General features: G+C 59.3%; 26 protein-coding genes and 1 other RNA gene (1 of these 27 running past the window's edge). 11 read left to right on the top strand and 16 right to left on the bottom strand.

Annotated features, from left to right (window positions below; genetic code table 11):
- Positions 1-3 precede the first annotated feature (3 nt).
- The 3 genes from ABDK74_RS13005 to ABDK74_RS13015 all read right to left on the bottom strand — a co-directional run bounded on the left by ABDK74_RS13005 (position 4) and on the right by ABDK74_RS13015 (position 1,521).
- Complete coding sequence (locus ABDK74_RS13005; RefSeq protein WP_346004100.1) at positions 4-909, bottom strand: polyprenyl synthetase family protein; 906 nt, start codon at positions 907-909, stop codon at positions 4-6.
- A complete protein-coding gene (locus ABDK74_RS13010; protein WP_346004101.1) occupies positions 906-1,169 on the bottom strand; it encodes an exodeoxyribonuclease VII small subunit in 264 nt (87 codons plus the stop codon). The genes ABDK74_RS13005 and ABDK74_RS13010 overlap by 4 nt, the downstream gene beginning before the upstream one ends.
- Before the next feature lie 97 nt (positions 1,170-1,266).
- Positions 1,267-1,521: a sulfurtransferase TusA family protein gene (locus ABDK74_RS13015; protein ID WP_099286826.1), complete on the bottom strand. Its 255-nt coding sequence runs from the start codon at positions 1,519-1,521 to the stop codon at positions 1,267-1,269.
- Between the two features lie 169 nt (positions 1,522-1,690).
- Between ABDK74_RS13015 and ABDK74_RS13020 the strand changes: the two genes are divergently transcribed.
- Positions 1,691-2,035, top strand: coding sequence for a hypothetical protein (locus ABDK74_RS13020; RefSeq protein ID WP_194254823.1), 345 nt, complete (start codon positions 1,691-1,693; stop codon positions 2,033-2,035).
- A gap of 330 nt (positions 2,036-2,365) precedes the next feature.
- Here the strand turns inward: ABDK74_RS13020 and ABDK74_RS13025 are convergent, their stop codons facing one another.
- The 3 genes from ABDK74_RS13025 to ABDK74_RS13035 all read right to left on the bottom strand — a co-directional run bounded on the left by ABDK74_RS13025 (position 2,366) and on the right by ABDK74_RS13035 (position 6,660).
- On the bottom strand, positions 2,366-3,154 hold the full coding sequence (locus ABDK74_RS13025; protein ID WP_346004102.1) for a hypothetical protein: 789 nt from the start codon (positions 3,152-3,154) through the stop codon (positions 2,366-2,368).
- Positions 3,155-3,212: 58 nt separating this feature from the next.
- Positions 3,213-4,544, bottom strand: coding sequence for an NCS2 family permease (locus ABDK74_RS13030; RefSeq protein ID WP_346004236.1), 1,332 nt, complete (start codon positions 4,542-4,544; stop codon positions 3,213-3,215).
- An 85-nt stretch (positions 4,545-4,629) separates the two neighbouring features.
- Complete coding sequence (locus ABDK74_RS13035; RefSeq protein ID WP_346004103.1) at positions 4,630-6,660, bottom strand: AsmA family protein; 2,031 nt, start codon at positions 6,658-6,660, stop codon at positions 4,630-4,632.
- Positions 6,661-6,881: 221 nt separating this feature from the next.
- Here ABDK74_RS13035 and ABDK74_RS13040 point away from each other — a divergent pair, with 221 nt between their 5' ends.
- Complete coding sequence (locus ABDK74_RS13040; protein ID WP_346004104.1) at positions 6,882-7,439, top strand: biliverdin-producing heme oxygenase; 558 nt, start codon at positions 6,882-6,884, stop codon at positions 7,437-7,439.
- Here the strand turns inward: ABDK74_RS13040 and ABDK74_RS13045 are convergent.
- The 7 genes from ABDK74_RS13045 to efp all read right to left on the bottom strand — a co-directional run bounded on the left by ABDK74_RS13045 (position 7,430) and on the right by efp (position 15,136).
- Complete coding sequence (locus ABDK74_RS13045; RefSeq protein WP_346004105.1) at positions 7,430-8,836, bottom strand: glycosyltransferase family 2 protein; 1,407 nt, start codon at positions 8,834-8,836, stop codon at positions 7,430-7,432. The genes ABDK74_RS13040 and ABDK74_RS13045 overlap by 10 nt on opposite strands.
- A gap of 10 nt (positions 8,837-8,846) precedes the next feature.
- Positions 8,847-10,649, bottom strand: coding sequence for a translation elongation factor 4 (lepA, locus tag ABDK74_RS13050; protein ID WP_346004106.1), 1,803 nt, complete (start codon positions 10,647-10,649; stop codon positions 8,847-8,849).
- An 84-nt stretch (positions 10,650-10,733) separates the two neighbouring features.
- The gene (locus ABDK74_RS13055) at positions 10,734-11,735 is read right to left on the bottom strand and encodes a peptidoglycan -binding protein (RefSeq protein ID WP_346004107.1); all 1,002 of its coding nucleotides are present in this window, start codon (positions 11,733-11,735) and stop codon (positions 10,734-10,736) included.
- Between the two features lie 3 nt (positions 11,736-11,738).
- Positions 11,739-12,875 (bottom strand): flagellar motor protein MotA, encoded by a 1,137-nt coding sequence (locus ABDK74_RS13060; protein WP_346004108.1) that lies wholly within the window; start codon positions 12,873-12,875, stop codon positions 11,739-11,741.
- An 18-nt stretch (positions 12,876-12,893) separates the two neighbouring features.
- A complete protein-coding gene (locus tag ABDK74_RS13065) occupies positions 12,894-13,661 on the bottom strand; it encodes a hypothetical protein (RefSeq protein WP_346004109.1) in 768 nt (255 codons plus the stop codon).
- A gap of 74 nt (positions 13,662-13,735) precedes the next feature.
- The gene (locus ABDK74_RS13070) at positions 13,736-14,563 is read right to left on the bottom strand and encodes an inositol monophosphatase family protein (protein WP_194254810.1); all 828 of its coding nucleotides are present in this window, start codon (positions 14,561-14,563) and stop codon (positions 13,736-13,738) included.
- 6 nt (positions 14,564-14,569) lie between these two features.
- Positions 14,570-15,136, bottom strand: a complete 567-nt coding sequence (gene efp, locus ABDK74_RS13075) for an elongation factor P (protein WP_062110196.1) — start codon at positions 15,134-15,136, stop codon at positions 14,570-14,572.
- 215 nt (positions 15,137-15,351) lie between these two features.
- On the opposite strand from efp, the gene ABDK74_RS13080 reads away from it, so the two are divergent.
- Positions 15,352-15,660 carry a carboxymuconolactone decarboxylase family protein gene (locus ABDK74_RS13080; protein ID WP_346004110.1) on the top strand — a complete coding sequence of 103 codons (309 nt, stop codon included), beginning with the start codon at positions 15,352-15,354 and terminating at the stop codon, positions 15,658-15,660.
- Between the two features lie 14 nt (positions 15,661-15,674).
- Here ABDK74_RS13080 and ABDK74_RS13085 read toward each other — a convergent pair whose 3' ends face one another.
- Positions 15,675-16,733 carry a lysine-2,3-aminomutase-like protein gene (locus ABDK74_RS13085; protein WP_346004111.1) on the bottom strand — a complete coding sequence of 353 codons (1,059 nt, stop codon included), beginning with the start codon at positions 16,731-16,733 and terminating at the stop codon, positions 15,675-15,677.
- Between the two features lie 53 nt (positions 16,734-16,786).
- Between ABDK74_RS13085 and epmA the strand changes: the two genes are divergently transcribed.
- The 3 genes from epmA to ABDK74_RS13100 all read left to right on the top strand — a co-directional run bounded on the left by epmA (position 16,787) and on the right by ABDK74_RS13100 (position 19,166).
- Entirely contained in the window at positions 16,787-17,794 is a 1,008-nt protein-coding gene (gene epmA / locus ABDK74_RS13090) for an EF-P lysine aminoacylase EpmA (protein WP_346004112.1), read from the top strand.
- A 107-nt stretch (positions 17,795-17,901) separates the two neighbouring features.
- Positions 17,902-18,327 carry a hypothetical protein gene (locus ABDK74_RS13095; RefSeq protein WP_407646541.1) on the top strand — a complete coding sequence of 142 codons (426 nt, stop codon included), beginning with the start codon at positions 17,902-17,904 and terminating at the stop codon, positions 18,325-18,327.
- A 56-nt stretch (positions 18,328-18,383) separates the two neighbouring features.
- A complete protein-coding gene (locus tag ABDK74_RS13100; RefSeq protein ID WP_346004113.1) occupies positions 18,384-19,166 on the top strand; it encodes a fasciclin domain-containing protein in 783 nt (260 codons plus the stop codon).
- Here the strand turns inward: ABDK74_RS13100 and ABDK74_RS13105 are convergent.
- Complete coding sequence (locus ABDK74_RS13105; RefSeq protein WP_346004114.1) at positions 19,137-19,715, bottom strand: thiamine phosphate synthase; 579 nt, start codon at positions 19,713-19,715, stop codon at positions 19,137-19,139. The genes ABDK74_RS13100 and ABDK74_RS13105 overlap by 30 nt on opposite strands.
- On the bottom strand, positions 19,702-20,019 hold the full coding sequence (locus ABDK74_RS13110) for a hypothetical protein (protein ID WP_346004115.1): 318 nt from the start codon (positions 20,017-20,019) through the stop codon (positions 19,702-19,704). Before ABDK74_RS13110 ends, ABDK74_RS13105 begins: the two co-directional genes overlap by 14 nt.
- A 53-nt stretch (positions 20,020-20,072) precedes the next feature.
- Between ABDK74_RS13110 and ABDK74_RS13115 the strand changes: the two genes are divergently transcribed.
- From ABDK74_RS13115 to ABDK74_RS13135, 5 genes are all read left to right on the top strand, one after another.
- Positions 20,073-20,390, top strand: coding sequence for a hypothetical protein (locus tag ABDK74_RS13115; protein WP_252349014.1), 318 nt, complete (start codon positions 20,073-20,075; stop codon positions 20,388-20,390).
- Positions 20,391-20,393: 3 nt separating this feature from the next.
- Positions 20,394-20,738, top strand: coding sequence for a cell division protein ZapA (locus tag ABDK74_RS13120; protein ID WP_062027026.1), 345 nt, complete (start codon positions 20,394-20,396; stop codon positions 20,736-20,738).
- Between the two features lie 49 nt (positions 20,739-20,787).
- Positions 20,788-20,944: non-coding RNA, 6S RNA (gene ssrS, locus ABDK74_RS13125), on the top strand.
- Between the two features lie 43 nt (positions 20,945-20,987).
- Positions 20,988-21,509: a 5-formyltetrahydrofolate cyclo-ligase gene (locus ABDK74_RS13130; RefSeq protein ID WP_346004237.1), complete on the top strand. Its 522-nt coding sequence runs from the start codon at positions 20,988-20,990 to the stop codon at positions 21,507-21,509.
- Positions 21,510-21,520: 11 nt separating this feature from the next.
- Positions 21,521-21,598 carry the 5' portion of a TIGR00282 family metallophosphoesterase gene (locus ABDK74_RS13135; protein ID WP_346004116.1) on the top strand. It continues 738 nt past the right edge of the window, so only the first 78 of its 816 coding nucleotides appear in the window; its start codon is at positions 21,521-21,523; its stop codon lies off the right edge, out of view.

The raw sequence follows: 21,598 nt of genomic DNA on the forward strand, positions 1-21,598 counted from the left end.
GGATCAGTTCCTGCGCTCGACGACATAATCTGCCAGTGCCCTGAGGGCGTCGGCCTGTGCACCGAAAGATGAAAGAGCCTCCCGTGCCCGGTCGCTCAGGCGACGGGCCTCGGCGCGGGCACCATCGATGCCAAGCAGGGAGACATAGGTTGATTTGCCGCTGGCTTCGTCTTTGCCAGCGGTTTTGCCGAGTTCCTCGGCGGTAGCGGTAGAATCCAGAACGTCATCGGCGACCTGAAAGGCGGTGCCCAGATCGCGGCCATAGGCGACGATGGCCGCACGACGTTCATCGTCCACATCAGCCAGAATGGCGCCGGACTCGGCGGCATAGCGGATGAGGGCGCCGGTTTTCAGGGCATGCAGACGATGCACCTGATCCAGCGGCAGGGCGCGGCCTTCGCCACGGATATCGATGACCTGACCACCGACCATGCCAGCCGATCCCGAGGCCTGCGCAAGGGCAAGGGCCAGATTGGCGCGGACGGTCGGGTTGGTGCTGGTTTCGGGCTCGACGAGAATTTCGAAAGCGCGGGTCTGAAGAGCGTCGCCTGCCAGAATTGCGATCGCTTCGTCGAACTGCTTGTGCGTGGAGGGCTGACCGCGTCGCAGGTCGTCGTCATCCATGGAGGGCAAATCGTCATGGACCAGAGAATAGGCGTGCAGCAGCTCGACCGACGCGGCAACACGCAGGGCGGCCTCGCGCTCTGCGCCAAACAGTGTCGCGACTTCGACGGCCAGAAAACCGCGCAGACGCTTGCCGCCGCCAAGGGCGGCGTAACGCATGGCGTCCAGAAGAACGGACTCGTCCCCCGGAACCATGGGCAGAAGAGCGTCGATCGTGCTTTCGATTTCAGAACAGGCGCGTGAGAGCGCGTCCTTCAGGGAAACAGACGGGGTAGGGGCATTCATCGGCCGGAGTCTCCGGTATCGGCAAGAGGCTCCGTGCCTGTCGTGCCGTCATCGTTCTGCACGATGGCACGCACACGCATCTCGGCCTCTCCCAGCTTCGCATCGCAATGTCTGCGCAGGGCAGCACCGCGTTCATAGGCGGAAATAGCGTCCTCGAGTTTCATCTGGCCGCCTTCAAGACCACGGACAATCCTCTCCAGTTCGGACAGGGCATCCTCAAAAGACAGGGTATCCATGGGGGCATCAATGAGTTCGGGCATGAGAAGCCTCAAGGCATACTTTGGAACAAGGTAGCGAGGGGATTACAGGCAGAAGACAGTTTTTGCCAGCCCCGCGCGCGGGAACGCTGGAGTTTCCTCAGGAGGGTGACGTTTCTGCACGTCGCCGGATTACGAAGGAAAGCATGCCTGCGGTTTCCGTGAACGCAATGAGCGCATGACCGGTTTCGCGGCAATAGGATTGAAAATCCGCCACTGAAGCGCGGTCTGTGGCGAGGATGCGCAGCTTCGCGCCAGGGGCCATGTCACGCAGGGCGCGATTGGCCTTGAGGACGGGCATGGGACAGGCCAGACCGCGCAGGTCGAGAAGTGTTTCTGTCGGAGGAACAGTCATGGGGCGCGACTATGCGCCTATCCCCGAAGGTGGCCAAGTCGGCTTTTGATACGGTTGACTGAAGGTTTCAGGTTTTCGTTGATAAATCAGGTGTTTGTTTCTATATTAATGGCTTAATGCCACAAAAGCGTTCCCTTCAGGGAGCGCTTTTTTTTATTGGGGGAACGACATGTCGGACGGGGAAGGCCAACTAGTCAGTCTGGCTGATGGAAATGAGAGACGCGCCTATACGTTGCGGATGCTCGAGGATCGGGTTCTGCGACTGGAGACGATCGCGGGGGGGCTTTCGGATCGATATGAAGAACTGCGCAACGAGATGCGGCAGGAAATCTCGTCGCTTCGGGATCAGATGAAGCTTCTCGAGACGAAGGTTGAAGAGGGGAATCGTGTGGTCAACGGGAAGCTCGACCGTCTGATCGGGGGGCGGGCGGTCATTACTGGGATCATCACGCTGGTCACATCCATTCTGGGGACGGGCATGGTGCATGTTGCCCTGTCCCTGACCACGAAATGAGAAATGCCATGGGTGGAATTGATGCAGGCCAGCGCAAGTCTCTGGCTGCCAGCTTTGGGTTTGTGGCAGGTGGATACGCGGCACACGATGACTGTCAGGTCAACTTTCCGTGTTATCCGGAGGTCAGAAAGTTCGAGTGGTTTCTGAAAGGACGCTCTCGCAGGATCTGCACTGAAATATGCAGTTTATTTTTCCGTCAGGCGATTATGACCTGAAGCGAGAGGGAGCGGTGTCGGGGAATGTATGCATCACGCTCCCGACACCGCATGAGTGTTTAAACCGGTTTAATATGACGGAATAGTGGCAGATGACGCCGGAAAACAGGTCGTTTCAGGTCTGAAGAGTAGAAAGTGGCAGCGTTCGCGCGGAAAGGTCGCCTTTGAACGTCGTGCTGCCCGTATGTGTCAGGGACAGGCCACGGTGGAGGGCGACTTGTCCGCCGATTGTGATCCAGCGGCGGCAAAAGGCGAAATCTTCGGAAAGATATGTCCGGGTTTCGGGGTCGATCAGGCAGTCGAACAGGGCGTAGGCGTCTGAAGAGGGCGTCTGCGGCTCCTGCCCTCCGGTCTTTGCGTCGATGCGGCTGTAACGGGTTTCGGGATAATGGGCGATCATGTCGAGAACCATCTGGCGGGTCATGAGCATGAAGCCGGTTCCGATATAGGAGACGGTTACGATATCTCCTGATGTGCTGCCGTCATGCAGGGCGGTGCAGTCTCCCACATAGCGCAGACTGGCTGTCCGGCGGTCTTCGCCAGCGGCGACGAAACGGTCCGTATCGTGGTCCCAGTAGTGAGATTTCAGGGGATAGGCGCCCCCGATCAAAGGGCGGTCCGCATCCAGCAGGGCGAGGATATCGGTGATTGAAAAGCCGATGTCGCTGTCGATGAAAAGAAGATGGGTGGCATCGGTCATGGTCACGAACTGATGCAGGAGTGTGTTTCTGGCGCGGGTGATGAGGGCGTCACTGCCGATCGTGGACAGGGTGAGTTGCAGATTATGAGCTGGTGCGGTGGCCATGCAGCCGATGAGGGACTGCATGTAATCCAGCGTGATGGTGCCGCCGAAGCAGGGCGTGGCGATGAAGACGTGGCGCGGATTGGGAGAGCAGGAAGTCATGCGAGGCAGACTGCCCTGAAGCCATGAAGAAAGAATTAAAATAGCGCTTTAAAGGTCTTCATGCTCCCATATGTGCTTGTAGAACCATGTAAAAAACGAAGGCAGCATCCAGACCGAGGACGATTGGTGTCAGACGCTGGAACTGGCGTTTGGCGATGGCCAGCGCGGTGTAGATCAGTAGGCCGCAGGACAGGCTCAGCATGAAATTGCCGGTCACACCTGCAATCAGCAGCATGATCAGGGGTGGGATGGCTTCAGCGGGTGTTTCCGCAACACGGCTGAGGCTGCCGAGCATGTTCAGACCCACGAGAATGAGCACGGGAGCTGTAGCGATTGAGGGAATGGCGGTGATGAGCGGCCAGAAAACGGAAGACAGGACAAACAGGACAGCGACGACCAGTGCGCTCAGGCCCGTACGACCACCGGCTTCGACGCCTGCCAGACTCTCAACATAAGCAGAGACCGTGCAGGTTCCGAGTGAGGCGCCGATAATGCTGGCCGCTCCGTCAGAGCCGAAGGCGCGGTGATCGAGCGCAGGTTTTTCGACCGTTCCGTCCAGACCTGCGCGGTGGGCGACGCTCATCATTGTTGCGGTTGCGTCGAAGAAATCGCTCAGCAGAAAATAGAGCGTGATGGGGACGAGAAGTCCGAGATGGGAAAAATATTCGTGGAAATCGAAGGGCAGGAACAGGTTGGTTGGATAATGCGGCCAGTCCAGCAGCTGGGCTGGAAGATGCGTGATCGGGCCTGAGGGCGTGTGGATGAAAAGTCCGGTGATGGTAATAGTGAGGATGGCGATAAGCAGTCCGGCCGGGACGCGCAGGACCACGAGAATGGCACTCAGGACGACGCCAGCCATGCTGAGCAGGACGGACGGGTTGCTCAGGGAGCCGAATGTCAGACCTTCGGGCGAAGGAACGGCGATGCCGCCCGTGATAAGGCCGATCCGGGCGATAAAGGCGCCGAGTGCGATTTGAATGCCGAGCACAATCGAGGGCGGAAAGCCACGGATGATACGCTGGCGGATCTGGCTCAGGGAGAGGGCGGTGAAGCATAATCCGCTGAACAGGACGACCGTGAAGGCCGTGCGCGGACTGACATGCGCCTGCTGGACGACGACCTGTGCGAACAGGACATTGCTGCTCATGGCGGGGGCAAGGGCGATGGGTAGTCTGGCCCAGAGCGCCATCAGCAGCGTTCCGGCGACAGCGCCGGCGATCGTGGTCATGACCATGTCGTGACGATCCAGACCCGCCGCCGAGAGGATGGCCGGGTTGACGGCCACGATATAGGCCATGGCCCCGAAGACCGTCAGTCCGGCAATGACCTCACGCGGGATCGTTGAACCACGGGCCGTGATATGGAACCAGCGGTCGAGTCTGGATAGCAGCAAGCGGGCACTCCGGGGGCTGGGGATGGCTGGGCCAAGCTATAGTCAAAAAAGCTGTTCCTGCCACGGTCTGGAGCGTATCTTTTCATTTCGGGTTCGATTTTTTCTCCCATGCCTTGCGGACCTCTGCCGGAGACAGGCGGTGATGTGGGGCTTGTGGATGCGTTGCGGTCCGTGGGCGCGCCGGGTGCGGAACACCGCTGGGGCCTGAACCTGTTGTGGCGCCGGGTGCAATCCCGGCAGCGGGGTGTTCATTGGCTTCCAGAATGGCTTTTTCGCAGGCTGAGCCCTTGCCGACACCAAGCTGGATGGTCGGGACCAGAGCTGCAGGCGGGAAGACAATGCCAAGTCCGACGGAAGCTGCGACACGCCCTACCAGTTCCGCACCGGGCAGGATCGTCGGGCTGTTGATCGGGCCGAAAATATGGACTGCGCCGGGCAGCGACAGGATTTGTGGTCCGATCGAGCGGGTGGTTACGGCGTAGTCCAGCGTGTCCTTATGAAAATCGACAGTTCCGGCGCCGATTGTCCGTGTGGTGCCGGTTTGCAGGAGCATCGAATTGGTGTGGACGATGCCGTCCTTGAGTGGCAGGTCGGCCACGAGACATTCCAGTTTCGAGCGATCAGGGATTCCGAGGGCTGACAGGATGGCTGAACCCAGCTTGAGGCCAAGCAGATCGGGTAGCAAGGCCGTCACATCACCCCCGCGATTCAGCACAAGTGTCGTGCCGCCATCGCCGTTTTCGACCAGGGTTGCGACCGAATTTCCGGTCGAAGTGAGTGTTACGTGACCGCCAATGGTGCCTTCGCCTTGGAACATGTCTTTTGACGTCATGATCCGTGAGATAGGTAGGCGGGAGACGTCCAGACGGAAACGGGTGTGGAACTGTTCGTTTTTCGTCGGCTCAAGCGTGGCGTTTGCGGAAATGGTGCCTGTCCCGGTGGCGAAGGTCAGGTGTTTGAGGTCTATGGCGCCATCACGGATGGTCAACTCTGTATCAATATTGTCCAGAGGCCAGTTTTTGTTGCGGATATGCTCGCCGTGATATGTCAGATGGACGTTCGCAGCGTTGAGTTTCGGCACATTGATTGTCTTGTCAGGCAACACGCGCTTGCTGGCTGGTTCAGTTTTTCTCGTATCACCGGGTTGTGCACCGATGAAGCCACCCAGATCGGCCAGATCCACCGAATGGGAATGCAGGGCTGCGTCGACGAAAATCGGCTTCTGGTGCGGATCAACGTTGATGTCTCCGCCGATATCCGAAGAGCCCATACGGCCTTCGAATTTCTGAAAACGGATCGCCCGGTTGGAATAGGCCAGATTACCGGTCACGCTGTAAGGCGGCGTCTGGGGAATGGGTACGCCCGTGAGAGGGTAAAGCAGGGACATGTCTGGCCCTGCGAAGTGCAGCGCCAGATTGGTGCCCTGAAAATGGATCGGATCATCCACTGTGCCACGCAGGGTGACATAAGTTGGCCCGTTGGCGAGGCGTCCGTCGATCGGATAGGGATGTGTAGTGTCTGTCAGGTCCAAAAGAGCGCCACCGACGATATGGCCCGTGATCGGCGCGCGGGCATACCGTCCTGCGAGATCGATCACGATATGCCCGTCGTCGCCGTCTTTCGGGAGGACGGTATGAATGAGGACGTGCATGTCCGTCTTCAGTTTAGCCATCGCCACATGGATATTGCCGTCATTGATCTCGATCTTGCCGAGCTTCGGCAGGGGGGTTGAGGATGACGCTGTCTGGGATGATGTGTCGGACGATGAGGGGAACGTATAATTGTTCGTGCCATCGGCTAGCGAGACAATGTCGCCTTTGGGAGTATCAACGCGGATTAGTGGCACGGAGAGGCCACCGCCCGTCAGATAGCGCCAGGCATCGACTTTGACGGTTATGGCATGAGCGGAGGCGAAGTCGTCTTTCTCTTTGCTGAAACCCTCGGGCTGGCCGATTTTCAGATCATCGACTGTAATTGTTGGCTTGAAGCCAAGATGAACATGCAGATGTGCAATGCTGACGGGGCGCTGCAGGGCTGCTGTAGCCTTGCGATTGATGTACGGAACAAACCAGTCCCACTGCCAGATCAGGACCAGGACGATGAGGGCGGTCACCAGCGCTCCGAAAACACCGCCCGCGGTTTTCAGACCACGGTGCTGCTTTTCCCGCCCAGCGAGAGGTTTGTCAGAAGGGGAAGGCGCTCGGGGCGGTGCGGTGCTCAAAGGGGGTTTCTCCGGAATTTGTGGTGTGTCGGAACAGATCTGGTCGTTGCAAGTCACTCTAATTACGGACAGAACCGGAAACGGTTTCACCAAGGACGGGAAGATCAGGACGAATGGACACGGTTGAACGCATCGGCAGCCAGAATGGATCAGGCCTTGCGGACCTGCGGCGTGTCAGCCGGCAAGCGCATGAAACCGTCGATGAGGCTTTTTCACGTTTTGATCTTGCCGATCGGGAATCCTACGGTGCGTTCCTGACAGCTCATGCAGGTGCGCTTCTGACTGCCGAGGCATATCTGGCGAGGCACGCTGATGCCGTGCCAGCATGGCGTTCACGCTCAGAGTTGTTGAAAGACGATCTGCGGCATATGGAGCTTGAAATTCCTTCTGCGCGTCAGGACGTTTTTCCCGAGCGTGATGGCACGGTGCTTGGTGTGCTGTATGTTCTGGAAGGTTCTCGGCTTGGCGGTCGTGTGCTTTCGGCCCGGGTGGCGCAAGGTTTGCCTCGGGCGTATCTGTCAGCCTTTCATCAGAAAGGGGAGTGGCCGGAATTTCTGGCGCATCTGGAGCGCTCTTTGAATGAGAGTGATGCGGCCCGGCGGCAGGCTGTTACGGCAGGAGCCATCATGACGTTTGACCTGTTCCGGACCAGCACTGGCTCTCAGGACTGAGAGGGGCGGGCCGGCCGCACGTTTCTCGGAACCACACCCGGAAAAGCGTCGGACAGGCGCTCGGCTTCCTCGAACGGCAACATTGCAATCGCGCAGCCCAGAGCGCTGGCATCGGGTGCGGGAAGTCTGTCGATCCCGCGCAGGAGGCCTGCGAGATTATGGCCTTCTGCCGTCAGAACCATGAAGGGTGTCATGCGGCTGTAGAGGCTAACTGTGGAGTCGATTTCCGTCAGGGCATGATCGGGGATGGCGATATGGATTTCGTCACCGCTGACGGGGGACAGGACGGTATTTTCCGCAATCCTGATACGGAGCGGCACCATGGGCAGGAGCGTCGGTGAACCTGCGAGAGGGAGATATCGGCCGGGTAGTGGGTTTTCCACGAACAGGCATGCGTTCCAGATATCAGTGTCCGACACTTCCAGAGCCATGACGAGCGGATTGTAGCGCCCGAAATTCGTATCAGTTGCTCCGATAGGCACCAGAGAACCGCTCTGCATGTCCAGCATCAGGCGCTGCGATTCTCCGAGTGTACAGAAACGGAACTGCGGTTGTAATCGGGAAGATAAAGACACGGAAAGCTGGGCAGGCGTCAGGCCGAGTTTTTGCAGAATGGGCTTGTCTGCATGGGTCATGACGGCCTTGAGGCGCCAGTAAAGATCGGTCAGCGACGCCTGTGTTATGAAAGAGGCGATTCGTCGGCTTTCGGGTAGCCAACGGCTTGCGCCGCCATATTCAGCATCATTGCGGTCGAAATTCTGCCAGGCCTGTTCGGGCATCGCGCTTGAATCCCGCTTGAAGAAACTTTCCCAGTCGCTGGCGGCAAAGTGAAGAATCCGCGCTTCGTCCCAAACAGCATTTCTATCCAATGCTGAAAAAGGGTCAGGCAGGCTGTTATCGAGATGGCGCGGTTGCACAAGATGCCGGACAACGCGGTGGTCCGGCAGACTGAGAAGTCCGTGCCGGGTGAAGGTCTCGACCGGGGAGAAGGCCGAGGGCGTCATGCGGCCGGAAGAGCCGAACAGGCACCAGTTTATCGCCATTGTCGCTTCGTTCGCACCCGCCGTAAATTCGGCGACGGATCGGGCAGTCTCGAAATGCAGATATTCATCCGCCGCCAGAATCATCATCCAGTCGAATTCGTCGCGGCCCTTTGCAAGCGCGTTTTCGTGGAATCGGGTCTGACGTTCCAGTCGCGTGGGGAGCGTCGTATCGGCGGACTGGACACGGATGTCGTAGAGGGTAGCGGCATTTGAAAGGGCAGCACGCGTTCCGTCTGTCGAATGGTCGTCACAGACAATTAGGGTCGAGAAACCGATTGTCGCGTGATGGGCCAGCCACCATCCGATCGTATCAACCTCGTTGTGAACGAACAGAATGGCGGCGCTTTTCGACATGGGGCAGGGATCAGTCCATCTTCAGGGCGGCGAGGAAGGCGCTCTGCGGGATTTCGACCTTGCCGAACTGCCGCATGCGCTTCTTGCCTTCCTTCTGCTTGTCCAGAAGTTTGCGCTTACGGGAAATATCGCCGCCATAACATTTGGCTGTCACGTCTTTGGACAGTGCGCCAATCGTTTCACGGGCAATAACCTTGGAGCCGATGGCCGCCTGAATGGCAATCTTGAACAACTGCTTGGGGATCAGATCCTTGAGCTTGCCGCAGATCGAACGACCGCGCTGCTCGGCAACGGTGCGGTGCGAAATGAAGGACAGGGCATCGACCGGCTCGTGGTTCACGAGGATGGAGATGCGGACCAGGTCGCTCTCTTCGTAACTGTCCATCTGATAGTCGAAGGAGGCGTAGCCGCGGCTGATGGATTTCAGGCGGTCGTAGAAATCGAACACCACTTCATTCAGCGGCAGACGATAAACGGCCATGGCACGGTTGCCGACATAGGTCAGATCCACCTGCACGCCACGACGTTCGGAACACAGCGTCAGGACCGGGCCAAGGTACTCGTCCTGAACCATGATGGTTGCCTTGATCCATGGCTCCTCAATGGTTTCGATCTTGCTCAGTTCCGGCATATCGGCTGGGTTGTGTAGGTCTTCGGACGTACCGTCCGTCATATGCATTTTGTAGACCACGGACGGAGCCGTTGCGATCAGGTCAAGGTTGAATTCGCGGGACAGGCGTTCCTGAATAATTTCCAGATGCAGCAGGCCGAGGAAGCCGCAGCGGAAACCGAATCCCAGCGCAGCTGAAGTCTCAGCTTCAAAATGGAACGACGCATCGTTCAGGCGCAGTTTTCCGAGGCTGTCACGCAGTTTTTCGAAATCGTCGGCGTCAATGGGGAACAGGCCACACCAGACCACTGGAATGGAGGGCTTGAAGCCTGGCAGGGCCTTGGGAGCAGGGCGCCGGTCCAGAGTAACGGTATCACCGACATTGCAGTCCGCGACGGTCTTGATGGCGGCGTTGATGTAGCCCATCTCGCCCGGACCGAGGCTCTCGACCGTCTGCATTTTGGGCAGGAACACACCGACCTGATCGACATGATAGGTCGCGCCGGTCTGCATCATACGGATGCGGTCGCCGCGTTTAAGGCGACCGTCCTTGATGCGCACGAGAATGATGACGCCTAGATACGCGTCGTACCAGCTATCGACCAGCAGGGCCTGAAGCGGCGCTTCGGCATCGCCCGTGGGGGCGGGGAGGCGCTGGACGAGGGCTTCGAGCACGCCCTCGATATTGATGCCGGTCTTGGCGCTGATTTCGACGGCGTCATCGGCGGGGATTCCGACAACTTCCTCGATCTGGGCGCGGACGCGCTCGGGTTCAGCAGCGGGAAGGTCGATTTTGTTCAGGACCGGGACGATTTCGTGATTGGCGTCGAGCGCCTGATAGACGTTCGCCAGTGTCTGGGCTTCGACGCCCTGTGAAGCATCCACAACCAGAAGCGAGCCTTCACAGGCAGCGAGCGAGCGGCTGACTTCATAGGCGAAGTCGACATGGCCCGGCGTGTCCATGAGGTTCAACGTGTAAGTCTGACCGTCTTTTGCCGGATAGCTTAGACGCACGGTCTGCGCCTTGATGGTGATCCCGCGTTCCTGCTCAAGTTCCATCGAATCGAGAACCTGATTTTTCATCTCGCGAGCGGTCAACGCGCCACAGGCCTGGATCAGGCGATCGGCCAGCGTCGATTTGCCGTGGTCAATGTGGGCGATGATCGAGAAATTGCGGATAAGGGAGAGCGGGGTATCGGTCATGGCTGCTACATACGGGATTATTGCAGAAATGTCAGTAGATCTGCGTAAAAGCCTGCCTTCGTCAAAAGGCAGGCTGGAGTGGGATCAGCGATCCGTCAGACGGAACTCGATCCTGCGGTTTCTGGCATAGGCGGCCGGTGTGGTGGCCGCGTCCAGAGGCTGGTAGTCGGCAAAGCCTGTCGCGGCCAGATGACGTGGGTCCACGCCTTCGGCGATGAGCAGTTTGACCACCGTGATTGCGCGCTCGGAGGACAGCTCCCAGTTACTGGGAAAGGCGCTATGGATCGGCTGACGGTCGGCGTGGCCGTCCACGCGCAGAATCCATGGAAGATCTGTTGGGATCGTTGAGGCAACCTGCTTGAAGGTGTGGGCAAGGGTTGTGATTTCCTTGCGGCCTTCCGGCGTCAGATCGGCACTGCCCTGCGGGAACAGGATTTCTGACTGGAAGACGAAGCGGTCTCCCACGATATTCACGCCTTTCTGGTTTTTTAGCAGATCGCGCAAGCGCCCGAAGAATTCTGACCGGTAGCGTTTGAGCTGATTGACCTTATCTGCCAGCGCCAGATTGAGCTTGTTACCAAGATCCGCAATCTGGGCATCTTTGCCCTGCTCGTTCTTTTTTTCGAGGTCGAGGGCGTTCCTGATCGCCTGAAGCTGGCGGGTCAGTTCTTCAACCTGAGCCTGAAGGTCCGAGATCTTACTGTTCTGCTGTTTGCTTGTGTCGTCTGCCGAGGCCAATGCCTGATCTTTCGACTGAAGCTGTCCCGTCAGGGCGGCGATCTGGGTTGAAAGGGTCTGGAGCTGGGCCTGGTTGTGTTGTTTTTCGTCAGACAGGGTGGCGACGGTTGAGGACAGGCTTTTATTTTTGTCTTCCGTCATCGACAGCATGTGCGACAGTTCGGCCAGTTGCTTTTGCAGGGCGTCGAGCGTGTGTTCGCGTCGTGAGAGCGAGACCGACAGGAATTGCTGCCCCACGACGAAGACGAGCAGAACGAAGGTGACGACCATCAGCAGGGTGGACAAAGCGTCCACATAGCCGGGCCAGGCATCAAGGGCGTTGTGAGATCCGCGTCTGCGCCGGGCCATGGATCAGTCCTGCCTGCCGGAAGATGGCGTCGTGTTGCCAGAGGCTGCCGCAATCGTGCGGGCCAGAACGCGGAGATCGTTGCGAAGCTCGCCGATCGTCTGGGCGCGGCCTTCATGAAGCTCCTGAATCAGACGGCTGAGATGCGTCTCGATCCGCAGGAGTGCAGTGCCCTGAGAGCCCGGACCATCATCGCCCATGTGGCGAAGAAGGGCGGTCTGGGTTTCGGCGGTGCGGGTCATGAGCGTCTGGTTAGCGGCGAGCAGATCTGTCATGCCGCGCAGACGTTCTTGAAGGCTGTCGAGCATGTGCAGTTCGCGGACGCGGTTTTCCTCGCTGCGGGAGACGGCGTTCTGGAGCGTTTCCAGATTTTCGGCAGTCTGTTCGAGCAGCGCCTGAACATAAGCCGGAACGGGCGCGCCGTCGCTCTCGATGGACGTGCTGCCCGTGACGCGTGTGACGCCAGCCAGCCATTCTTCCAGTTCATTGAAGAAGCGGGTCTGGGCCTGTCCGGCTGTGAGATCCAGAAAGCCGAGAACCAGTGCGCCGGCGAGGCCGAACATCGAGCCTGAGAACGCCGTGGACATGCCCGCAAGCGGTCCGGCAAGGCCTGTCTTAAGCTGGTTGAACATGACGTCCATGTCACCGCCGCCTGCGGACATGCCGCCAATGACACCGGCAATCGAACTGACTGTCAGCAGAAGGCCGTAGAACGTACCCAGCAGACCCAGAAAAATCAGAAGCTGAGTCATGTAGCGGGAGATTTCCCGGCTTTCGTCCAGACGCGAGGACAGGCTGTCGAGCATGGCCTGTGTAGTCTGGGTCGAGAGCGTCAGGCGGTCCGTCCGGTTGCGGGCTGCCAGCATGCTGGCCATGGGCGCGAGCAGGCGAGGAGGCTTTGGAGCGGCCAGGCCGGCGCGAGGCTGGCGCAGGAGTTCAACCCAATGCACTTCCGGCATGAGGCGCTGGACGACATGCAGGTTCCACAGGATGCCCAGCAGGAGCACGCCGAGGATAATGGCATCGAGCTTCGGGTTCGCGCTGAAGGCCTGAAGCAGGGTTGTGCCCATTGTCGCGGCCAGAAGGCCGACCGCGACAAGGAAAACGGCCATTCGGAGCAGATAGGTCGTAGGACGTGTCACGGCGTGTCTTTCCTGATGTTATTTCGGCAGGCCGTTTGCGGAAGGTGAGGGTGGGTCGACGGGATTTGTCTCGATGAGAACATCCAGCCGGTCGGCAGGTGCGCTGTCTCCGGCGTCAGGACGTCCGAGCGCGCGGGGATAAAGACGGGTCGTGGCGACACCTGCGTGAATGAAGATCGAACGGACGGCAAGCGCGCGGGCCAGCGCGATGCGACGCGGCATGGACACGTCATCGCCCGGCAGTGTGGCATGGGCGATCAGCACGACCCGCTCTTCCGGGTGGTGCGAGAGTTCGGTTCCATAGGCTTGAAGTGCTTTGAGACTATCGGCATTCAACGCCTCGCTTCCGGATGCGAACAGAACGCGCATCCCACCATCGGGCAGCGATTCCGTATGGCTTGCGGCATCGGCAACGGCCGTCACGTCCGTCGGAGGAACCGGCGGATGAAGCTGGACCGGGACAAATGGCGGAGGCAGTACGACGGGCGGTGGCGGTGCGGGAGGAACGCCCGGAACCGTTGCATGCGCCGGAGCCGATTTGACGGGAGTAGTCGTCGGGGCGGGCGTGGATGTCGCAGCGGATTTCTGGGGAGCCGGCTTTTTGCTGCCATGTGCGGCAGACGTGTGGGCCGTACGTTGAGCAGCAGCCGGTTTTTTCGCGGCGGGAGCTGGGCTGGCCTGAGGCAGATCATCCAGATTGCTGGTGACCTGTGCCTGCGCGGCGGACAGCGAGAGGCAGGCCACAAAGGCCGCCAGAGAAAGGGAGGAGAGGATCGGCCTGTTCATGTCAGGCCGATCCTAGACGACGCCTCACGACTCCCGCAATGGGGCGTGAGGACAGTTTCGTCAGCTCCGGTAGATCAACCCCGGTTCAGGGCTTCATGCACGAGCGCGCGCAGTGTGCCATGAAGATTGGTGTTGCCGGCAACGACGTTGACGTCGTCGGGAAGGTCGTGAAGTTCGTTTCCGTCCGGGTCGGTCGCATAGCCACCGGCTTCACGGACGAGAAGCAGACCGGCTGCGCAGTCCCAAGGCTTGATGCCGAATTCCCAGTAGCCTTCGTAGCGGCCTGCTGCCACCCATGCCAGATCCAGCGCTGCGGCACCGAAGCGGCGGATTCCCGCAACCTGCGGCATCAGCGCGCCCAGAACGCGGGCGAACGGCAGACGGCTGCTGCTCGGAACCTTCGCAAAAGGAATGCCCGTCGCGAAAACGGCTTCCAGCATGTTACGGCGCCCGGAAACGCGGAGGCGGCGTTCGTTAAGGAACGCGCCCACGCCCTTTTCGGCCCAGAACATCTCGTTGGCAGCCGGGTTGTAAACAACCGCAGCAACCAGTTCGACCGATCCGTCCTGAAGTTTGCGCTGAAGACCGATGGAAATGGCCCAGTGCGGAATGCCGTGCAGGAAGTTCGTTGTGCCGTCCAGCGGATCGACGATCCAGCGCCAGGTCCAGTTGTCCCCGCCCGAAGCGCCGCTTTCTTCCATCAGGAAGGCGTAGCCCGGCCGCGCACGGCTCAGTTCTTCGCGGAGAATGGTTTCGGCGCGCAGGTCGGCCTGGGAGACGAAATCTCCCGGGCCCTTGATGCTGACCTGAAGCTGTTCGACCTCTGCAAAGTCACGGAGCAGACGGCGCGAGGCCTTCTGCGCAGCACCCTGCATGACGGCCATGTGCGGGGAGAGACGCATGATGGATCAGTCCTTCGCGCGTTCGACGTAGGACGCGTCTTCCGTGCGGACAACAATACGCTCACCGGCTTCGATGAACGGCGGGACCAGCGTCTTGACGCCATTCGACAGCACGGCGGGCTTGTAGGACGAGCTGGCCGTCTGGCCCTTGACCACAGGGTCGGCTTCCGTGATTTCCAGCGTTACATGCGGCGGCAGTTCCACGCCCACCGGGTCGCCTTCGACCAGCTTGACGTTCAGCGCCATGTTGTCCTGAAGGAATGCGAACTGGTCGCCGAAGATGTCCTTGGCGAGGATCAGCTGCTCGAACGTTTCCGGGTCCATCAGGACGACATTGTCACCATCCATGTAGGAATAGGTGTAGTCCTTGTCTTCCGTCATCAGGCGCTCGACGGAATCTGCTGTTCTCCAGCGCTCGTTGGTCTTGTTGCCCGTCTTGAGGTCGCGCATTTCGACCTGAATGAAGGCGCCACCCTTGCCCGGGGTGATGATCTGCTGCTTGAGAACCGTCCAGCGGCGACCGTCGTGCTCGATGACCTGGCCGGCCCGGATAAGGTTGGCTTGCTGTTTCATGCTTGTGTCCTGATGACCCTGAAGGAGGGATTTTCTGTCACGTCTGTGGGCTTCTAGCGCCGCACGGGGCCTCTAAGCAAGGCGCAAGGGATGTGTGGGCTGCGTGGACTTCAGGAAAGTGTGAAGGAAAAGGGGCTTGGGGCCGCGCGTCGGGCAAGTCATGTCAGACTGTGTGTGCGTCCTGAGGGTCAGGGCGAAACGCAAGGAGAAGACGCATGTACGATATGAAGAACCTCTCGCGCATTTCCCATCTCGAAGCCAATGCCTCCAAGGGCATGGACGCTTTCTGGCAGTTTGATCGCGCGGCTTTCGAGGAAGGGGCTGTCAGCGCCCTGACCAAGCAGCTTGCGGCAGTGGCGGTCGCCCTGACGACCCAGTGCCCGTATTGCATTGAACTTCATGTGAAAGCGGCGCGCGAAGCGGGCGCAACGGACGCCCATCTTTCCGAAATCGCCCTCGTGGCCGCTGCCATCCGCGCAGGCGGTGCGATCACGCACGCCACGCATATGTTCGAAGCGAAGTAAGCGTTTCTTTCGTCTCAGATGAAGTCGCACGTCTCTCCGTCCGGTGTTGAAACCGTCCCCGGAGAGCCGGGCTTGAGATATTCCGGGCCGATCGGGACTTTGCCCCGGCCGCCCGGAATGTCCAGAACATAGGTTGGCCAGGCGAGACCGGTCACACGCCCGCGGAGCTGTCGCAGCAACGCCTGCCCCTCTTCGACCGGGACATGGAAATGCCCGGTTCCGGCGGCAGCATCCAGATGATGCAGATAATAGGGTTTGACCCGCGCTTTCAGGAACGCACGCAAAAGGGCTTCCAGACTTTCCACCGTATCGTTGACCCCGCGCAGCAGAACGGACTGTGACAGGACCGGAATGGCGCGTGACAGAACGGTCCGGATGGCTTTCGTGGCCTGCGGGGTTAGTTCGCTGGCGTGGTTGGCATGGACCACGAGCCACATGGCGCGGTCGGTTTCCATGGCATCCAGAAGCTCGTCCGTCATGCGGGCCGGGTCGGCGACCGGCACGCGGGAATGGATGCGGATGGTTTCGATATGGGGAATGTCGGACAGGGACTGCACGATGTACTTCAGTCGGCGGGGCGCCAGCATGAGCGGATCGCCACCCGTGAGAATGATCTCGCGGATATCGGGATGCTGCCGAACCCAGTCCAGCGCGGTTTCGAGTTCCGCATCGTTCAGAAGGCCGCCGCCAGGTCCGACATGTTCGCGACGGAAGCAGAAGCGGCAATAAAGTGGGCAGACCAGAAGCGGCTTGAGCAGGGCACGGTCGGCATAGCGATGCACAATTCCGGGGACTGGCGAGAGCGCATCATCACCGATCGGGTCCGTATCTTCGTGCGGCAGCGTGACGAGTTCACGCGCATCGGGGATGACCTGTCTGGCGATTGGGTCGTCCGGATGGGTGATCAGGTCCTGAAAAGCAGGCGGAATGGCCATCGTGAAGCGTTCGCCCACCGCTTCGAGCGCTGAACGGTCCGCCTCGTTCGCCAGCCCCGCGTCGATCAGGTCCGACGGTGTGCGAAGGGTGGCGCGTTTTGCGGAATGCTTTTGGGCTGTCTTGACCATATCGTGCATGTGATGCCTCTAGCGGTGCGGGTCCCCGTTTTGCAACAGGAGCGATAGACGCCATGACCGTATTATCCGCTGGATTAGCCGCTGATTCGGCCCGGATCGCCGAGCGCCTGCCGCTGCTTGAACGGCGTTCGCAGATGGTGAAATCCGTTCGGAGCTTCTTTGAAGAACGGGGCTATCTGGAAGTCGAGACGCCCTGTGCCGTTCCGGTTCCGGGAGAAGAGGTCCATCTGCGGTGTTTCAGAACGGAGCTTGAACGCCCCGACGGCTTCCGCGAGCCGCGTTTTCTGCATACGAGTCCGGAATTTGCGATGAAGCGGATTGTGGCGGCGACGGGAAGGGCCGTGTTCCAGCTTGCACGCGTCTGGCGCAATGGTGAGGCGAGCAACACACATGCGCCAGAGTTCACCATGCTGGAATGGTATCGTCCGAGTGCGGATCTGTCGTCCCTGATGGATGAAACGGAAGATTTTCTCCGGGCGCTTCTGCCCTCTGTGGTGCATCGGGGGATGGATGTCATCGATCTGTCACTCCCCTTTGAGCGTCTGACGATGCAGGCTGCGTTTGCGCGCTATGTGGGAGCGGATCTGCTGGGAACGGCTGGAAACGCCGAAGCCCTTGCCGAACAGGCGCGTGTTGGCCTGCGGAATGGGGAGACGTGGGAGGATCTGTTTTTCCGGCTTCTGCTGGAGCGTGTCGAACCTGTGATCGGGCGCGAACGTCCCACATTCCTGACGCACTGGCCCGCTGAACAGGCCGCTCTTGCGCGACGGGACCCGACGGATGGGCGCGCGGCGCTACGGTTCGAGCTGTATGTGGGGGGGCTGGAACTGGCGAATGCGTTTGAAGAACTGACGGACCCGGTCGAGCAGCGGGAGCGTTTTGTAACGGATCGCAAGCGCCGTATCGGTCTGTCACCGGATCAGGACTGGCCGGTGGACGAAGCCTTTCTGGCGGCGTTGCCGGACCTGCCAGCCTGTTCGGGGATTGCGCTCGGGTTTGACCGGCTGGTCATGTTGGCGACAGGTGCGCCGAGGATCAGTGACATTTTGTGGTTGGCCTGATCTTTTCGGAACTTGCAGGAGTTTTAATCCTTCTTTTGCGTCAGAAGGGCTAGAACGTGTCGAAAGAGGAACATGACCGCGTTGCAGCGGCACAGTCGGGGAAGATGATGATGAAAAAAATTGGCGTGCTGTCCGTCCTGGTGCTGCTGGGCCTTTCCGCCTGTGAAGTCCCGACCCTTCAGCAGCGCAAGGTGCTGGATTCGATGGTGGGCCGTTCAGAGGTCGATGTTCTGCGCCAGTTCGGTGTGCCGACACGTAACTACGATGCACAGGGCCACACCTTCCTCGCCTATATCGATAACCAGACGCAGTATTCTCCTGGTGGTGGCTGGGGCTGGGATGGCTGGGGCGGCGGTATGGGCGGCTGGGGCGGTGGCTGGGGTGGTATGGGCGGCTGGGGTGGCGGCTGGGGCGGCATGGGGGGATGGGGTGGCGGTTTTCCGTCGACCTATTACAACACGAGCTGTCAGACGACATTCGAGCTGGTCAGCGGTCGGGTCGTCGGATGGACCATGCGCGGGGACGGGTGCTGAATCACCCGACCTGCTCTATGGTCGTCTCTCCAGCTCACAGGATGGTGCGATCAGGCATGGATGTGCGACTCGATATTTTCCCTTCAGGACGGTTTCCGGGTTGGGGGAAGGGGCTGAAACTCGGCGTGGGGCTCCTTCTCGGGGCCACGCTGTCCGCCTGTGGCGATCCTGACTGGCAGGGCACAGACTGGACGAAGAACTATCAGGATAGTTTCGAGACCCAGATCAGCGCCCGCGCTTCCGCCATGCCGGGAAGCACCGATGGCGCTTATCAGCCAAGTGCGGACGGGACGCCTAACAGCCCGATCGCCTATCACTCGCCTCCGATGCTTTCTTATGAGGATCGCCCGCTTGATGAAAATATCGCGGGTTCTCTGGAACTCAGCGACTACGTCAAAGCGATTCAGGTGGCGAAGCTGGAGCCTTGGATCAGCGGTCCGGGGCCGTACACGCTTTTTGCGATTCCCAATGCAGCCTTTGAGCGTCTGAGTGCGCGTTGGCCCGGTGGGCTTCTGGCTCCGGCCAATCGTGGGCAGCTCGTCCATATTCTGGGCTACACGATTGCTTATGGAAAATGGAACGAAGCCGCTTTACGCCGGGCAATCCACCGTAATCATGGACATGCGATCGGCTTGAAGACCCTGTACGGCGATCTTCTGGGCGTGGAAGTTTCTCCGCGTACCGGTGAACTGCTGCTCGAAAATACAGCGAGGGAGACCAACCGTCTGTGGGGCAAGTCTTTCCCGCAATCCAATGGTGTTCTTTACTTCACTCAGGACGCGCTTCTGCCGATCCCGACTGAAAAGGTTTCAACCGGCCGCAAGCACGGCCATCGCTGAAAACCGCTCTTTGTCCTTGCCATCAAACTGAAGGGGGATGGCAAGGAAATCGGCACCAGCAGCAATCGCGGAGGACGCATCCGCCGTAGTCGTGACGTTCTCCGTGATGCCCGGAAGCTCCATGACGGAACTCCACCATTTCATCAGTTCCAGATCACCCGCAGGAAACGCGACATAATCGGCGCCCGATTCGCCAGCTTTCATGGCATCATCACGGTTGTCACAAGCACAGCCGATCGGCATATCGCTCCCGACAGTTTTGCGAAGGGTGACCAGATCTTCCACACAGGCGACATGAAGCCCATCGCAGAGTCCCAGAAGGGATTCCGGCGTATTGGAAAGCGGAACGCCGACTTCAGGGATCATGGCGACACCATTGGCGTGAAGCAGGTCCACCAGTCTTGAAAGCTGCGCTTTCTCCGGCGTCCAGCCGCAGGGCAACCGAAGAGCGGTGACTTCAGGCAGCGGCAGAATATCGCGGAGCACCTCCAAAGCGGCATCCATATCAAAACCAGCGGGTAAAACGGGGTAAAGATCACAGGCTGTCATGGGAATGTTCTCGCAGATTGTCGGCGCGGGAGCTAGGCGGTCTGAGTGTCAGGATCCGTCCGCGGTACTGATCATAGGACTCCAAAGTGCGAAACTGTGCCGCATTGACCCGGCATATCGCCCAGCCAATCCCGGCATCCAGCGCCTGCCGTGCCACCGCCGGGGAGTCGCCGCAATCCAGAATAGACAGTCCTGCATGGTCGTTCATGATGTTCAGCCACCAGGGAACGCCAAAGCTGCTGCCTGCGCTTTCGACGGAAAGGGCAAGGAAATGCTTCCCTTTAAGCCGAACAATCCGATCCATCTCATGGCGCGACGAAATGACGAAAACAGGATAGTGAATGGGTAGGGACGTCCTTGACCCCGCAACGGGATCGGGTCTTTCCTGAGGAACGGGCCGGAGTGGGTCTGTATTGGGCATCTGACTGGCGCAATGATTACATGAACGGGAAGATCGTGGCGGTAAACGAGACAGGTATTACGCAGGACGATAAGGCGGTTGAGCGTCTTGAGGAAGCGATGATGCGGATTGCCGCTGCTTCCGAACGTCATGTTCTAGCAAAGGAAGCCTGTGAGCGCGCCCTTCATTCTGCGCCGGATCTTTCGGAATTTGCGGCCAATATCGATGCATTGTGTGCCCGCATCCAAGGCGTGCTGAACAGGAAAGAGGGCTGACCGATGGGGCAGGTATCCATTCGTCTTAATGGCTACGTCTATAGTGTCGGATGTCAGGATGGCGAAGAAGCCCATCTCTATGACATGGCCCGTCATGTCGAAGGCTGGCTTCAGCGGGCCCGGAGTCTGGGTGGGGCTGCAAGCGAATCCAAGACGCTCATGATGGCTGCACTTCTGATGGCTGATGAAATCTTTGAGCTGAAACACCGGCAGATTTCGCCTCAGGCCGAAGCGCAGATCCAGCAGGCCGGACATCTGCTTCAGCGGGAGGGCGCGCGCCAGGAGCGTCTGGCCCGACTGGCGGGGCAGGCAGAGCTTCTTGCTGCAGAACTTGAACGTGCCTCCTGATTTTTCAAGGTTTGCATTGAACATCGGGCCGGACAGTCTAATATAGCTTTTGGAGCTGCCTGGTGCGTCAGGCAAATCATCCCCCGGGCCGATAAGCATTCCTACGGGAACTGGCTCTGTCGTGGCTCTGGTCACGTTAACCGGTGCCCACCTGCACTTGCAGGTCTAGGAGGGCTGAAAAGACCAACGGCTTTGGCGGCTCCACATACTTCCGAAATCGATACTCTCAAAAAAAGCCTGCGCCGCAAAATGGCCGAGTGCCGGCGGACGCTTTCTTCCGCTGACGAGGAAAGGCTGCGCGCTTTTCTCCTGAAAGAAATTCTTGCGCAGCCGGCTCGAAAAATTGCTGCTGTTTGGCCTTTGGCTGGAGAAGTCGATCTTCGCCCGTTGTGTCATGCTGTGTCGGAAGTCGGGCGTCAGGTTCTGTTGCCGGAAACCACCTCCAAAGGCTCTCCTCTGATATTCAGGCGCTGGTCGTCGGCGTCTGTCATGATTTCAGGTCGTTTTGGAACGTCACATCCCGAAGGGGACATTGATGTTCCAGATCTGATTCTCGTTCCATTTCTGGCATTTGACCGTTTCGGTTACAGGCTTGGATATGGCGGCGGTTATTATGATCGCACTCTGGCCGCACTGAATGTTCCGGCGATCGGCTTCGGCTTTTCCGGTCAGCAGATCGATTCCGTACCCACAGGGCCTTACGACATTCCATTAAGAACGATCGTGACTGAATGCGGAATCATCCGGACCGATATCCCAAAACCATTATGAAAGACTGACTGTTGAGACTGCTGTTTCTGGGTGACATCATCGGGCGTAGCGGGCGTGAGGCCATTATTCGCAATCTGGTCGACTGGCGC

Origin of the sequence: Gluconobacter sp. OJB (assembly GCF_039638275.1) — a bacterium.
Taxonomy (GTDB): Bacteria; Pseudomonadota; Alphaproteobacteria; order Acetobacterales; family Acetobacteraceae; genus Gluconobacter; species Gluconobacter cerevisiae.